14 protein-coding genes, 3 tRNA genes and 1 pseudogene are annotated in these 14,212 nt (G+C 62.6%); 10 read left to right on the top strand and 8 right to left on the bottom strand.

What is annotated here, in order from left to right; genetic code table 11:
• Positions 1-3: 3 nt before the first annotated feature.
• Both BW11_RS08695 and BW11_RS08690 read right to left on the bottom strand, forming a co-directional pair.
• Positions 4-1,227 (bottom strand): glycosyltransferase family 2 protein, encoded by a 1,224-nt coding sequence (locus BW11_RS08695; RefSeq protein WP_140445541.1) that lies wholly within the window; start codon positions 1,225-1,227, stop codon positions 4-6.
• Position 1,228: 1 nt separating this feature from the next.
• Complete coding sequence (locus BW11_RS08690) at positions 1,229-2,821, bottom strand: AI-2E family transporter (RefSeq protein ID WP_140445542.1); 1,593 nt, start codon at positions 2,819-2,821, stop codon at positions 1,229-1,231.
• A gap of 99 nt (positions 2,822-2,920) precedes the next feature.
• Here BW11_RS08690 and BW11_RS08685 point away from each other — a divergent pair, with 99 nt between their 5' ends.
• On the top strand, positions 2,921-3,853 hold the full coding sequence (locus tag BW11_RS08685; RefSeq protein WP_043164877.1) for a glycosyltransferase family 2 protein: 933 nt from the start codon (positions 2,921-2,923) through the stop codon (positions 3,851-3,853).
• Between the two features lie 305 nt (positions 3,854-4,158).
• Here the strand turns inward: BW11_RS08685 and fucO are convergent, their stop codons facing one another.
• Positions 4,159-5,310, bottom strand: coding sequence for a lactaldehyde reductase (fucO, locus tag BW11_RS08680; RefSeq protein WP_140445543.1), 1,152 nt, complete (start codon positions 5,308-5,310; stop codon positions 4,159-4,161).
• Positions 5,311-5,777: 467 nt separating this feature from the next.
• Between fucO and BW11_RS08675 the strand changes: the two genes are divergently transcribed.
• Positions 5,778-7,082 (top strand): class I SAM-dependent methyltransferase, encoded by a 1,305-nt coding sequence (locus BW11_RS08675; protein WP_140445544.1) that lies wholly within the window; start codon positions 5,778-5,780, stop codon positions 7,080-7,082.
• Between the two features lie 17 nt (positions 7,083-7,099).
• On the opposite strand, the gene BW11_RS08670 is transcribed toward BW11_RS08675, so the two are convergent.
• From BW11_RS08670 to galE, 4 genes are all read right to left on the bottom strand, one after another.
• Positions 7,100-7,579 (bottom strand): nucleoside 2-deoxyribosyltransferase, encoded by a 480-nt coding sequence (locus BW11_RS08670; protein ID WP_107043744.1) that lies wholly within the window; start codon positions 7,577-7,579, stop codon positions 7,100-7,102.
• Positions 7,580-7,916: 337 nt separating this feature from the next.
• A tRNA-Phe gene (locus BW11_RS08665) sits at positions 7,917-7,992 on the bottom strand.
• Between the two features lie 22 nt (positions 7,993-8,014).
• Positions 8,015-8,088: transfer RNA gene (locus BW11_RS08660), tRNA-Asp, on the bottom strand.
• Positions 8,089-8,263: 175 nt separating this feature from the next.
• A complete protein-coding gene (gene galE, locus BW11_RS08655) occupies positions 8,264-9,277 on the bottom strand; it encodes a UDP-glucose 4-epimerase GalE (RefSeq protein ID WP_140445545.1) in 1,014 nt (337 codons plus the stop codon).
• Between the two features lie 231 nt (positions 9,278-9,508).
• Between galE and trmB the strand changes: the two genes are divergently transcribed.
• Both trmB and BW11_RS08645 read left to right on the top strand, forming a co-directional pair.
• Positions 9,509-10,435, top strand: coding sequence for a tRNA (guanosine(46)-N7)-methyltransferase TrmB (gene trmB / locus BW11_RS08650; protein WP_140445546.1), 927 nt, complete (start codon positions 9,509-9,511; stop codon positions 10,433-10,435).
• A 65-nt stretch (positions 10,436-10,500) separates the two neighbouring features.
• Positions 10,501-10,572 (top strand) — tRNA-Glu (locus BW11_RS08645).
• Between the two features lie 156 nt (positions 10,573-10,728).
• On the opposite strand, the pseudogene BW11_RS12060 reads toward BW11_RS08645, so the two are convergent.
• Positions 10,729-10,944: pseudogene (locus BW11_RS12060) on the bottom strand (helix-turn-helix domain-containing protein); the annotation flags it as partial.
• Positions 10,945-11,137: 193 nt separating this feature from the next.
• Here BW11_RS12060 and BW11_RS08635 point away from each other — a divergent pair.
• The 6 genes from BW11_RS08635 (at position 11,138) to BW11_RS08615 (ending at position 14,210) form a co-directional block, all read left to right on the top strand.
• Positions 11,138-11,377, top strand: a complete 240-nt coding sequence (locus tag BW11_RS08635; protein WP_258184649.1) for a hypothetical protein — start codon at positions 11,138-11,140, stop codon at positions 11,375-11,377.
• Positions 11,378-11,464: 87 nt separating this feature from the next.
• Entirely contained in the window at positions 11,465-11,638 is a 174-nt protein-coding gene (locus BW11_RS11595; protein WP_181162582.1) for a hypothetical protein, read from the top strand.
• Between the two features lie 11 nt (positions 11,639-11,649).
• Entirely contained in the window at positions 11,650-11,835 is a 186-nt protein-coding gene (locus tag BW11_RS08630) for a hypothetical protein (protein WP_140445547.1), read from the top strand.
• Positions 11,832-13,043, top strand: coding sequence for a helix-turn-helix domain-containing protein (locus tag BW11_RS08625; protein WP_140445548.1), 1,212 nt, complete (start codon positions 11,832-11,834; stop codon positions 13,041-13,043). The genes BW11_RS08630 and BW11_RS08625 overlap by 4 nt, the downstream gene beginning before the upstream one ends.
• Positions 13,040-13,486, top strand: a complete 447-nt coding sequence (locus tag BW11_RS08620) for a WhiB family transcriptional regulator (protein ID WP_140445549.1) — start codon at positions 13,040-13,042, stop codon at positions 13,484-13,486. Before BW11_RS08625 ends, BW11_RS08620 begins: the two co-directional genes overlap by 4 nt.
• A 127-nt stretch (positions 13,487-13,613) precedes the next feature.
• Complete coding sequence (locus tag BW11_RS08615; protein ID WP_140445550.1) at positions 13,614-14,210, top strand: ParA family protein; 597 nt, start codon at positions 13,614-13,616, stop codon at positions 14,208-14,210.
• The last annotated feature ends 2 nt before the right edge of the window (positions 14,211-14,212 follow it).

The raw sequence follows: 14,212 nt of genomic DNA, 5'->3' as shown, positions 1-14,212 counted from the left end.
CTTTCACCCTTTATGTTGGATCGGTTTCCACTGGGCTTTGGAGAAGATGGCCTGGAAGGAGATCGGCACGTAGGAGAGCATGTAGATCGGGAAGCTCAGCACGTAGGCGAACAGCTCCTTGTTGGTGGCGCCGATCTGATCGCGCTCGGCCACGATCGTCAGTCCCGCAAGCCCCATCATGCCGAGCACGGCGAACACGATGCCGTTCGCCCAGCCGGATATCGCGCCGATCTGGCTCTGCCAGGTGACGAAGCCGAAGGCGGCGAACAGCATTCCCAACACGATGCGGAACACGCTCAGCACGGTGAACGGGCACAGCAGCAGCGTGAAGTCGACCGCCGAGAAATCCCGTTCGCGCACGGCGCGGCGGATCAGATACGGGCCGTAGAAGCGGAACACCTGCAGGAAGCCCTTGCTCCAGCGCAGACGCTGCCGCCAGCTCTGCGCGAAGGTGACGGGCTGCTCGTCGTACAGGATCGCGGTGCCGCAGTATCCGACGCGATCGCCGTGCAGCACGGAGTCCATCGTGAACTCCAGATCCTCGGTGAGCAGATGGAACTTCCATCCCTTGTTGCGTTTCATGACCTCCTTGGAGAACATGAAGCCGGTGCCGCCCACATGGCAGCTGGATCCGAAAAGCATGCGAGAGTTGTTGAGGAATCGCGATTCGCGGATGAACCACAGTGCGGAGCCGGAGGACACCCAGTTGTCGTTGAGGTTCACCGAGTTGCGGTAGCTGGTGAGGATCCTGAATCCGGCGTGGAAGGCCTTGTTCATCTCTTCGAAGTAGTGCTTGTCGAGACGGTTGTCGGCGTCGAACACGAAGTAGGCGTCGTACGTGTCGGACAGGCCCTCGTCGATCATATGGTCGAGCAGGTAGGTCAGCGCGTATCCCTTGCCGATGAGCTGGTCGTTATGACGTTCGACGACGTTGCAGCCGAGCGATCGCACGAGGTCTGCGGTGTGGTCGGTGCAGTTGTCGGCCACGAGCCAGATGTCGATGAGTTCGGCCGGATAGGTCTGTTCGCGGATGCATCCGATGAGGTTGCCGATGACCTGTTCCTCGTTGCGCGCGGAGATGAGGACCGCATAGCGCTTGTCCATCGGGGCGTCGGGGAATCGCACCGGTTTGGAGACCAGCGATTTGAGGACGCACGCCACCTGGTAGATCATGCCGACGGCGCCGACGACAAGCATGAGGACGTCGAGTACGGTGAGCAGTACCATGTCAGCGCCACCCCGCACGCGGGTTGTCGGACACGTCGGACGAGTCATCGGATTCGGACGAGTCAACGGATTCGACGGACGGGTCGGGTCGGTCGGCTCGTGACGAGTCGTCGGTTTCCGTGCCCGCCAGTGCGCTCACCGATCGCTTCCCGACCTGCCGATCGAGCACGCCCTTCGGGATCGCCACCGTGGCGGATTCGTCCGGATCGCCCGAACCGGAACGGCCACGGCCGTCGCTACGTCCGGAGCCATGCTCCGCGCCGATCCCCTCGTCCGGGATCGCGTAGATCTCCTCCTGCAGACGACGGATCTCGTCGTTCATCGGCACGCGATTCGTCGATCCCCTAGCGGCACGCGGCATGTGGTCGCCGAGCGGGTGAAGCACATGCTCGCTGAACGCCTCGGACGCCTCGACGACCTTCGACTTCCTGCCGATCTCCGGATCGTACATGAGCGGCGAGTCGACCAGTTCGTAGCGGCGGGTGTACACGCGGAAGATCGTCTGCAGGGATGCGGTGACCGGCAGTGCGAGGAACGCGCCCAGAGCGCCGAACACCGAACCGAACGCAAGCACGGCGAGGAACGCGATGGCGGCGTTGATGTCCATCGTGCTCTGGGAGATCTTCGGCGAAAGAATCAGATTCTCGATCTGCTGGTAGACGATGATGAACACGAGCACGGCCACCCCGTACACCCAGCCGCGGCTGCCCAGTGCGAACAGGACCGGCAGTGCGCCGCCGATGTACGTGCCGACGGTCGGGATGAACTGGGAGACGACGCCGCAGAACAGCGCCAGCGGCAGCCAGTACGGGACCTTGAGCACCTCGAGGAAGATCGCGGTGCAGGCGGCGTTGATCATCGCGAGGATCGATCGGGAGAACAGGAACGAGGAGATCTGATCCTGCGCGACCGTCCACACCAGAAGGAACCGACGCTGCATGGCGGGCGCCATCCACTGGCAGAAGGAGCGACGCAGCTTCGGGCCCGCGGCGGAGATGTAGTACGTGGTCATCACCACGGTCATCAGGTTGAGCAGGAACGAGAACAGCCCGCCGACCGTGCTCATCGCGGTGCCGGCGAAGTCGGTCACCCACGAGGTCTGGATGTTCTTGAGGATCTCGGTGCCGAGGTTGTCGATCTCGGGCATCTCGAAGTTGCTGTACTGACTGACGAGACCCTTGATCTGCTCGTACATCGACGGCAGACCGTACAGCATGGCGACCACCTGCTGGACGAACATGCTGCCGAACAGGGACAGCAGCACGCAGATGACGACCGCGACGATGACCAGCGCGAACGCGGAGGCGGCGCCTCGCTTCCAGCCGTGCCTGACCAGGGAGATCACCATCGGCTCGACCGCGAGCGCCAGGAACAGGGAGATGATGATGTCGAGCACCAGATAGGAGATCTGGCCCCACGATCGCCAGCAGAAGGCGAAGACGATGACGGCGATGGCGATGTACAGCAGGCCGCGCCCGAACCATTCGGGTGGTCTGCGCGGATCCCCCTTGGCCGGAAACAGCGTGCCGAAATCCCATCGCTGCTCATTGCCATCAGTAGTATCACTGCCGTATTCGCGCGCGCTTTGACTCATGGCTCCCCATTGTAGCGGCGGGAGTTCCGCATGGGAGCTCGTGGAGGCTCGTGGAGGCTCGCGAAGGCCCGTGTACGCCCGCCCATTTATTCTGAAGGCATGCTGAATGTCTCGATCGTCATCCCGGCCTGGAACGAGTCCGAACGCATCGCCGACTGTCTGCTCAACACGATTCGGCAGACCGTGATGCCCCACGAGATCATCGTGGTCGACAACCGTTCCACCGACGACACCTGCAAGGTGGTCGAACAATTCATGCTCGACCACCCCGAGGCCCCGATCAAGCTGCTGCATCAAGATGCAGAGCAGGGGCTCATCCCCACGCGCAACTACGGTCTCGACCACGCCACCGGCGATGTGCTGGGCCGCTTCGACGCCGACTGCATGATCAAACCCGACTGGGTGGAGGTCGTCTCCGGCATCTTCACCGAGGATCCGACCGCGATGGGCGCCACCGGTCCGGTCATGTACTACGACATGCCGTCGCGCCATTTCGGCCTCAAGAGCGACAATTCGATCCGCAAGCGCATCTACCGCGCCGACGGCGGCCAGCCGCTGCTGTTCGGCTCGAACATGGCGCTACGCGCCTCCGCATGGCGCGAGATCTCCGGCGAGGTATGCCGGGACAAGGCCGATGTGATGCACGAGGACATCGACATCTCCCTGCACTTGATCGGCAAGGGCCTCAAGACGGTCTACTCGCCGCGGATGATCGCCGGCATGAGCGCCCGTCGCATGGATACGTCGTTCTCGTCGTTCCTCAACTACATGCGCCGGTTCAGGAACACGTTCGACGCGCATCCGCAGCATTGGCGCAAGCACAAGCCGGAGATCCTGTTCACGGCCATGTACCCGGCGATGCACCTGTTCTACCCGGTGTGGCAGAAGGTGCTCAACACCGCCGACATCAATCCGGCCGAGGCCGCGTGGATCAACGAGCAGATGGAGCTCGCGGAGAAGGAGGGTCGCGAGCTGTACGACGAGACCCCCACCGACGAGACCTACGACGAGAAGCACGAGGAGCGGAACTGACGGTCGGTCGGGCCAGCGTCACATATTCCCGAAATCATCCCATATCTCGGAAAATTGTGACGATTGACCATTGTCAGCGTCACATATTCCCGAGATCACCCTACATCTCGGTAAAAGGTGACGCTGACGATTGGGGAGCGTCACCTTTTACCGCGCACAGGGGAAATTCCGGGAATTTGTGACGCTGAGGGCTACGGGCTCTTTCGGCCTCATAATAGACAGCGGCCCGATGGATCAGAGGATCCGCCGGGCCGCTCAGTCCATATGCCATATGGATATGGATCACATGGATCACATCAGAGAGATCACATCAGCGAGGTGTAGATCTTGAGGATGTCCTCCTCGGTGGCCTTGCGCGGGTTGCCCGGGGTGCACACGTCGTTGAACGCGTCGTGGGCAAGCGGGGCGAGATCGGCCTCGGTGGCGCCGACCTCGGAGATCGTGGTCGGGTTCTTCAGGTCGACGGTCAGCTTGTGGACGGCCTGCACGGCCTCCTCGCGGACCTTCTCCAGATCGCCGGTGTAGGCGTCCTCGACGCCGAACGCATCGGCGATGTCACGGTACTTCTCACCCGTGTAGTCCTTGTTGTACTCCATGACCGGAGCCAGCAGGATGCCGTTGGCGACGCCGTGCGCCACGCCGAGACGGCCACCCAGCGGGTGGGCCATGCCGTGGACCAGACCGAGGCCGACGTTGGAGTAGGCCATGCCGGTGATGTAGGAGGCGTACGCCATCTGCTCGCCGGCCGGGATGTCACCGTCGGCGGACTTGGCGAGGTTCTTGGCGATCATGCGGATGGTCTGCATCGACAGGCAGTCGGAGAGCGACCAGGCGCCCGGGGTGATGTAGCCCTCGATGGCGTGGGTCAGCGCGTCGAGACCGGTGGCGACCTTGAGGCCACGCGGCATCGAGTCGGTCAGGTCAGGGTCGACGAACGCGACGATCGGGATATCGTGCGGGTCGACGGCCACGAACTTGCGCTTGTTCGCGGTATCGGTGATCACGTAGTTGATGGTCGTCTCGGAGGCGGTACCGGCCGTGGTCGGCACGCCGAAGATCGGGACGGACGGGTTCTTCGTGTCCGCCACGCCCTCGAGGGAGAGCACGTCGGAGAACTCGGGGTTGGCGGTGATGATGCCGATGCCCTTGCATGTGTCCTGCGGCGAGCCGCCGCCCAGACCGATCAGGAAGTCGGCGCCCGAGGTGGCGAACTTCTCGACACCGTCCTTGATGCACTCGACCGGCGGGTTCGGCTTGACGTTGCTGAACACCTCGTACGGCAGTCCGGCCTCATCGAGAACCTTGGTGACCTTCTCGGCGGTGCCGGTCTCCAGCAGGACCGGATCGGTGACGATGAACGCCTTGGTGAAGCCATGCTGCTTGGCGACGGCAGGAATCTCCTTGATGGCACCGCGGCCGAAGTAGGCGGTCTGGTTGAAAATCATGCGATAGACCATGGCGAGCTCTCCTTTGAAGCTAGTGTTCTGTCTGTGCACGTGGGCGGATGCGCTCTTCGCATCTCCCGACGATGCCCAGTGTACTCGTTTGCGTGAGCGTTCACCAACACGACTCTGGAAATTTTCGAAATTGTTCCAGAAAAATGGAGATCCTCCAATCGTCACAATCATCTCACCAAGCACCCCGTTTCCCCCACCCACCCGCGTCGACAACCGCGTCGGCGACCCGTCCCGTCACGGATAATTCGACGACGATCGGCGTTTTCACGCGTTTTCCATCCCACGACGAGGACTAATATGATGCTCGAATTTGGGGTTTCACACCGTCTGCGTAGCGGTCTGACACGCAGCGGCTGCGAACGACACGATACTGTCCGGCACGATGCGCGGCAACGCGGAAATCACGTGACGCGCAACGCAACAGACACGAAGAGAACAGACAGTACAGATAGTTAGGAGGTAGCCTTATGGCAAACGGCAAGTCCATGACCGTCGGCGAAATGGTTGGATTGTTCCTGGAGGATGATGCGCCCGTACGCGTGGACGCGTTTGACGGATCCCACTTCGGAGCGGCGGACGCCGATCTGAAGGTCCGCATCACCAGTCCTCGCTGCATGTACCAGCTGCTTATGCATCCCAATGAGATCGGCGTCGTGCGCGCCTACGTGCTGGGCGACTTCGACGTGGAGGGCATCGACTACGCCGACCCGTATCCGGCATTGCGCGCCCTGTTCTCCATGGCCAAGTACGTCAAGCCGCTGACGCCGGTGACCGTGGCGCGTGTCTCCGCCGGCATCCTCAGCCACGGCTTCAAAAAGCCGCCGGTTCCGGCCACCGAGGGCCCAAGCAAGTTCGATCGCCTCGAGGAGGGCCTCCTCCCCCACACCGAGAAGGCCGACTCCGAGACCGTCAGCTTCCACTACGACATGTCCAACGAGTTCTATGCCGACTTCCTTGGGCCCTCGATGACGTACACCTGTGCGGTGTTCGAGAACGAGGACATGAGCCTCGAGGACGCGCAGGCCAACAAGTTGCGCCTCATCCTCGACAAGCTGGGGCTCGAGCCCGGCCAGCGGCTGCTCGATATCGGCTGCGGCTGGGGCTCGATGGTCATCACCGCCGCCCGCCGCGGCATCAAGGCCCTCGGCGTCACCCTGTCCAAGGAGCAGGCCGAATACGCGAACGAATGGATCGCACGCGAGGGCCTGACGGATCTGGCCGAGGTGCGCGTGCAGGACTACCGCGAGGTGCCCGAGCGCGACTTCGACGGCATCTGCTCGATCGGCATGATGGAGCATGTGGGCGTCAGGAACTACGAGAGCTACTTCAAGGAGATGTACAAGCTCCTCAAGCCGATGGGACGCCTGCTCAACCACCAGATCACCATCAGCCACGACAAGCCCGACGGCAAGCCCGGCACCGACGAGTTCCTCGACCGCTACATCTTCCCTGACGGCGATCTCGGCGCGCCCGGCTTCATCGAGTCCTGCATCCACGATGCAGGGTTCAACGTCGTGCATCAGGAGAACCTGCGCCAGCACTACGCACTGACCCTGCATCACTGGAATCGCAACCTGTCCGAGCATTGGGATGACGCGGTCAGGCAGGTCGGCTTCGAACGTGCGAAGGTGTGGGGCCTCTACATGGCCGCCTGCGCGCTTAACTTCGAGCTGGATGGCATCCAGATCCACCAGTTCCTCGCCGTGCGCCCCGACCGCGTCGGCCACCCGGACGGCAAGTGGTATCCGCTGCGTCCGTGGTGGAAGGCCTGATCCGGCCCCCACGCCTCTCAGAACTGGATGTAATCGATCTCCTCGTGTTCTCCGGTCTCGAGCCACTGGCTCAGATCATCAGGGCCGGAGAACACCATCTCGACGGCCTGCGCCACCATCAGATTGACACGATCCATCGGAGTCAGGCCCTCCGCATAGCCGTACACGGGCATGCCCAGCGCATGCGCATACCCGATTTCGAACATCGTGCCCGGGTCCTCGTCCATGAGATTGGCGATGACGACCTTCGAGGAGCGGATGCCGTTGATGTCGTCCCTAAAGCAGCCATCCGGCCCTGCATCCTCGATCTGACTGACGAAACGCGGCTTGAACAGCTTTCTGCCGTATCGCTCGAGCACCGCCTCCAACCGCTCCATGCTGTCCGACTGCTCCGGGTCGAAGAACGGACCCGCCACGTAGAAGTCGTACTGCTTGGTGTTCGTTTCGCCATTCACCCGGCTGTCGACATTGTCGATAACGTCGATATCGTCATTCATCTTGTCATTCACGCGCACCATTGAACATCAGCAGCGGCCATCACCTTCACCCCGGTTCACTGTTCGGACGAAAGCCCACGATATGGTCGATATGTGAGACAGGCACAGCGGGAATCCCCGTTCGCCGTTCCAGACGACACCATCAAGGAGGCCACACGGGACATACCCGCCCTTCCCCGAGAGGTTTCCGCCAGTCCCTTGCAGCAAGCCCTCACCCGACTTCCACTTTGCTAGTGAATGTGCAGAGTAAATGCAGACTTGGAGGTAAGTGCAGACTTTGTTTCCGGAATCAAGAAACCCCGCAAGCCTTGGAATGATTGGCTTGCGGGGTTCCGCGTGGTGGCTCCGAACGGCGTCGATCCGTTGACCTAGCGATTTTCAGTCGCTCGCTCTACCAACTGAGCTACAGAGCCAATGAATGGTTTCCCATTCAAGCGACCCCGGCCGGACTTGAACCGGTGACCTCCGCCGTGACAGGGCGGCGCTCTAACCAACTGAGCTACGGGGCCGTGTTTCTCTCGCGTTTCCGTGAGGCAACAGGTAGATATAATACAGGTCTCAGCTCCGCATGCAAATCATCGGCGTGTCGCCCGGAATTCCAACGAAAAGGGGCGCAGCCGGATGAATCCGACCACGCCCCTTGCGAGCCTATGAAGCCCAGATCAGTCGATCACGACCGTAAAATCAGTCGGCCTGCTTCCAGTTCTCGACGTCGATGTGGTGCTCCGGGTTGGCCTGCCACGCCCTCCACGCGGATTCGACGATGTCCTCCACGTTGTACTTGGCGTGCCAGCCCATCTCCTCGTTGATGCGCTTCGGGGAGCCGATGAGGTGCGGCGGATCGCCGGCACGACGGCCCTGGACGTGCTCCTGGAACGGCAGGCCGGTGACCTTCTTGAGCTCGTCGACGATCTGGCGCACGGAGGTGCCCTCGCCGGTGCCGACGTTGAACGCGTCGTACTTGCGCTCGTCGCGGTCGAGATACTTCAGGGCGGCGATGTGGGCGTCAGCCAGATCGGAGACGTGGATGTAGTCGCGAACGCAGGTGCCGTCCGGAGTCGGGTAGTCGTCGCCGAAGATCAGCGGAGCCTTGCCCTTCTTCAGACGATCGAGCAGCATCGGGATGAGGTTGAGGATGGCCGGATCCTCAAGCTCGACCGGACCGCAGCCGGCGACGTTGAAGTAGCGCAGCGCGCAGAAGCGGATGCCGTAGCGGCCCTCGCAGGCGCGGGCCATCCACTCGCCGAACAGCTTGGTCTGGCCGTAGGGGTTGATCGGCAGCATCGGAACGACGTCCTCGGGCACCACGTCGACCGGCGGGACGCCGTAGGTGGCGGCGGAGGAGGAGAAGACGAGCTTCTTGGTCTTCTGGGACTTGCTCATGCCGGTCAGGACGTTGAGCATGCCGCCGATGTTCTGCTGGTAGTACCACAGCGGCTTCTCGACGGACTCACCGACCTGCTTGCGGGCGGCGAAGTGGATGACGGCGTCGACGTCCTCGGCATCGAGGATCTCGGCGAGGCGATCGCCGGCACCCGGAGCGGAGATGTCCATGCCGTAGAGGCGGGAGCCCTCGATGCGCGTGGGTTTGCCGTAGCTCAGATCGTCGACGACGACGACCTTCTCGCCGGCTTCGTGCAGCGCGTGGACGACGTGGGCGCCGATGTAACCGCACCCACCAGTGACGAGAACTGTCATGTTCTGGCCTTCCTATCCATGAGAGAGGCATGCGGTCCGACTACGCGAGCCGCTGTTCGCTTCTGCTCACATTTGTTATCTTTTCGAACAATTTGAGTATAACACGTAACAGGACCGAACACACGCGATTCATCTGCAATCGTGGTGAATAATGAGATAAGCGCGCACGGCAAGACCGTAAGAGACCGCGATAGACCGCGGCGGCCCCGACGAATTCACAGAAAGGACCCCATGACCGACACCACGTCATCACCCGAAACGACCGAAACGACCGAGGCGACCACGCTGGAGGCAACGCCCGAGACACCCGAAACGCAGACGGCGTCCGCAACCGAAACCGATCCCACACCTGACTCCCCCGCCGAGCACCCCGCGCACCCCATGCACAAGGTACTCTCCTTCGTGCGTCGATCAGGCCGACTCGACGCCAGACTCCAGCGCGCGTGGGACAACTACGCCGGCGACTACCTGCTCGACATCGCCCCGGCCGCGGGATCACTTGACGTGCGGGAAGGGTTCACGCTTGACCACGATTACGTGCGCCACGCGTGGGGCAACGACAATCCGCTCATCATCGAGATCGGCACCGGTCAGGGGGAGAACGTCGTCGCGGCGGCCGAGTCGCGCCCGAACGAGAACTTCCTCGCGCTCGAGGTCTACGATCCGGGCGTCGCGCACACGCTACTGCTTGCCGGCAAGCGGGGACTGAAGAACATCCGCGTGGCGCAGGTCAACGCGCCCGAGCTGTTCAAGGCGTGCGCCGACGGCGTCGCCGCGGAGGTGTGGACGTTCTTCCCGGACCCGTGGCCCAAGATGAAGCACCACAAGCGCCGCATCGTCCAGCCGGAGCTTGCTGGCGAGATCCGCCGCACGCTGGCCGACGGCGGCATCTGGCGCATCGCCACGGATATAGAGGACTACGCCCTGCATGTGCACGAGGTGATGGATGGCCTCGACGGATGGCACAACGAGGGCGGAAACACCGTGAGCCTGCCCACCGGACACGTCGGCAAGGGCAATGCCGAGCTCGCGGCGGACATGCCGCACGCCGACTTCACGGAGTCGACGCGATTCGAGGGCCGCGTGCTCACCAACTTCGAGAAGAAGGGACTCGCCGCCGGCCGCGTGATCCACGATTTCACATACCGCAAGGCGTGACACGCCGAACAGGTACGGCGATTTGCTCTCCGACGACGACTTGTGTATTCTAACTCGAGTTGTCAGCCCCCATCGTCTAACGGTTAGGACACCAGACTTTCAATCTGACAACGAGAGTTCGACTCTCTCTGGGGGTACCCACCGGCTCCGGGATTCACGAGGTATCGTGGCCCGGAGCCTTTTGTTTCCAATGGTTTCAGGCTGTCAGCCTGGCCTTCAGCCGCGCGCACAGGAAACCCGGCGGTGGCCGCTGCCACCAAAGATGCACCTCCGTCGCCGTTCATGCCACGCATCATCTGCTCGTACATCGACGCGTCCAGAAGGTAGAGGGGCGAGACGTTGAGGAACTCCGCCACCGCGGCGATGTCCTGGATGGTCCAGGTGGTCTTGCCGGTCATCTTCGCGGACACCGCACCCTTCTTCAGCCCCAACGGGGCGCACAGGGCCTGCTGGTTCAGGCCGCGTCCCGTCAGCTGCATGTTGACGTTCCAGATGAACACCTTCTGCATGTAGTCGCCGAGTCCATTGGTTCCGGGAGATGATTCAAAACTTGTCATATCAGGTTCCTCCATATTTGCATACGTCCATTGCCGATGGACACAATCCTACAACAGCGATTTGCTTCGACGCAAGTTCCCTGATATATTGTCTATCGTGAATGGACTTACAGCAAAAAGATTGGATTCTCCGATGCGTCGATACATGACGTCGGCGGGTCTGAGCTGCCGCGACCTCGCGAAGGAGATGGGCAAGTCCAAATCCTCGGTCGCGGGGAAGGTCAATGGTTCGATACCGTGGCAGCAGTCCGATCTGATCTGGCTGGCCATTCACCGAAACCTGTCCCCGGGGTACGTGCTCGGCATCGATGCATACCTGACGGACGGCGGGTGGAAACCCGAAGCAAGAATCCCCGGACCGGCTGGAACCCGGCACGGGGATTGAACGGCAACAACCATGGGACGCGCCGGCGCGTGCATCCGCCAAGATCAGACGCCAGCTGTCCCGATTCCCCGAAGGAGGATCATCGCCATGACCGATTCTACCAATGCCGCCGGCGTTCGCCCGGCGCATGTTTCCGAGCCTACCCGTTCGCGCGACTCCGCGCGGCGGACGACGCGAGTCGATGGGAACGTCGACATGCGCATTGCGAAAGCTCATGTGCTGTCCATGCTCGCCCACCCGTCCCGGGGCTCGCGCCGTTGAGGCGCGCGTCCATGGGACATCCCCTCGAATCCGGCCGAACCATGTGGTGGATGGTCGTGGTCGCCGTGTGCGTTTCCGGCGGCGTTCTCGCGTATGCGTTGTGCCGCGCCGCCCGCTTGGGCGACGAGATCGGCGCAAGACTGCGCGAACGGCGTGAAGCGGACCGGCGGTGTGACATCGAGGAGGACTGTCGATGAGCAGCAGGGCCGAGAACTGGGCATGGGAGCGTGACGACGTCAAGGGCATCACCAAATTCGTGCTGGTGTATCTGGCCCGTCGCGCCTACTACGACGATGGCGCCGCCGCCTGGCCGAGCGTGGAGACCATTGCGTTCAACTGCGGATGCTGTGAGCGCACGGTGATCCGTTCGTTGCAGGAGTTGGAACGCAAGGGCTACATCAGGCTCGGTGACCAGGAGATGTCCGCGCGCAATCCACGCACGCGCAAGCCGATAGCCAAGGGGCATCGCTCCCGCGTGTGGGACGTCGTCATGGACGGCGACCGACCCGCCGAGAACATCGAGGAGAAGCCCCGGAACCTGGACGCGCTGGCCTGCTCCGGCGAGTCGGATACAGGCAAGGACAATTTGTCACCCGACGGATTGTCACCCGAACCGACGGACGCCGGCTCGCGGACAAATTGTCCCGAAATTCCGGACAGAAAGTCACCCAATAGACAAGTGATAAACAATTCTCCCTTCATCCCCTTCGGGGATGCCTCCCTCAACGCCGGACAAGCCTCCGCTCGGACGTCCGCCACCAATTCGAAGCCTGGAACCGTTCCAACGCCCGATTGGGGCAAGGCCCTGCCTCCACGGGGATGCAGGAACCCGCTGTGGGTGCCCGAGCCCGGCAAACTGCCCGAGCCGGTCACAGAGCGCGCCGGCCAGGAGGTTCGCGTACTCGACGGCATCCGGCAACACCTGCTCGCCGTGGATCGACGGTTCGACGTTCCGGCGACCATGGCCGACCGCAAGGCCGTCCACTCACTGCTGATCGACCGGCCATACGGCGAGATCGTCGCGACGATGGACTGGGCGTACCGCAACCGTTACTGGCTGCCCCGGCTCGCCAATGGAGCCAAGTTCGCCGCGAACTACGTGCAGCTGCGGCTTGAGATGCTCACCCATCCCGATCCGACGGGCAAACGCGCGCCCGACGCCCCACTGCCGGTCGTCAAGGATCCCAACCGGGCGATACCGGTCAGCTCGTTGTCCGCGAGCCGCGTGCCGATCTACGGGGCGGCGCTGCTGCGCACCTCGCTATGCCAGGAGCACATCGACGGTAGCATCTCGCAGGAGGCATGCCCGGTATGCGCGTACGACAAACGCAACCATGCCACCCACGACGTCGCCGGACGCCACAGGGCGAAAGCCGGTGCTACAGCGGGGACGGTGCGGCCATGAGCGGGGTCGCGAATCGTCTTGAGGAGTGGAAGCAAGCCGGCGAATGCCGCGACTTCCCGCAACCCTGGTCCGACTACCTGTGGTCGTTGGAGTTCGAACACCGTCCAGCCGACGCGAAGGCGTTCCACTCGGTCGCCAGGGCAGTGTGCGAACAGTGCCCGGTCCGGGCCGAATGCCTGGCCTACGCGGCCAGCGGAGGGCTCGAATGGGGTGTGTACGGCGGCAAGGTATGCACCGACCGGCGACGGATCGCCCGCATGGCCGAAGCCGACGGCGTCCCCTGCCGGAATCGCGGCATGCCATGGATCCAACGCTGGCAGCTGCTCACGGACTGGATCCGCGCCCATGGGAACGTGTTCGACGACGTCACCGACGAGGCCAGCGCGGAACGCCAGCAACGACGCCTACGTGCGCGGTCCGGCCAATCCCCGAGCACCGCATGACCCGTCGAACCGGCAGACATTCAAACAAGCGGGAATCCAAGCAGCCAAGCAATCAAGCAATCAGACAATCAAACGATCAGGCAGCCCGGCCTGCGTGATCACGGGCAATCGCAAAGGAGAAGAACGAATGCGCATCGCCATAGCCAACGCCAAGGGCGGGGTCGCGAAGACCACGTCCAGCATTTACATCGCCTCGGTCATCGTATCCAGAGGAGGCATGGCCGTCGTGTACGACGCGGACCCGCAATCCAGCGCCAGTCTGTGGGCCGCCGCAGCTGAGCAGACTGCGGATCCGTTGACGTTCGACGTACTGCCCGCAAACCAAGCCACGCTTCGCCATCTCGCCTCGGATCCGGACCCGGACGAATGGGCGATCATCGACGCGCCTCCGCAGGGACCGGCCCTGGATCTGGCAATCAAGGCCGCCGACTTCGTGATCGTGCCGGCATCGGACTCACCTATGGACCTCCAACAGGCATGGAGCACCCTCGACATGGCCAGAATGAGCACTCCCGCAGCCCTGCTGCTGGTCAAGGCCGAACGCAGCACAAAGGCGTTCCGCGACACTATGGACGCCCTCATTGCCATGGACACGCCCCGATTCGATACGATCGTGCCGAAGGCCCAGACCTACAAGCGTTCGCTCGGCACCAACCCGCACCAGTTGGGCGAATACCGAGACCTCGTCACCGAGCTCCAGCAGATCGCCGGAAAGCAGGGGTAAGG

Source organism: Bifidobacterium sp. UTCIF-38 (assembly GCF_006454495.1).
Taxonomy (GTDB): Bacteria; Actinomycetota; Actinomycetes; order Actinomycetales; family Bifidobacteriaceae; genus Bifidobacterium; species Bifidobacterium callitrichos.
The sequence above is the reverse complement of the archived record's forward strand: the minus strand, read 5'-3'. Positions and strand labels throughout refer to the sequence as shown.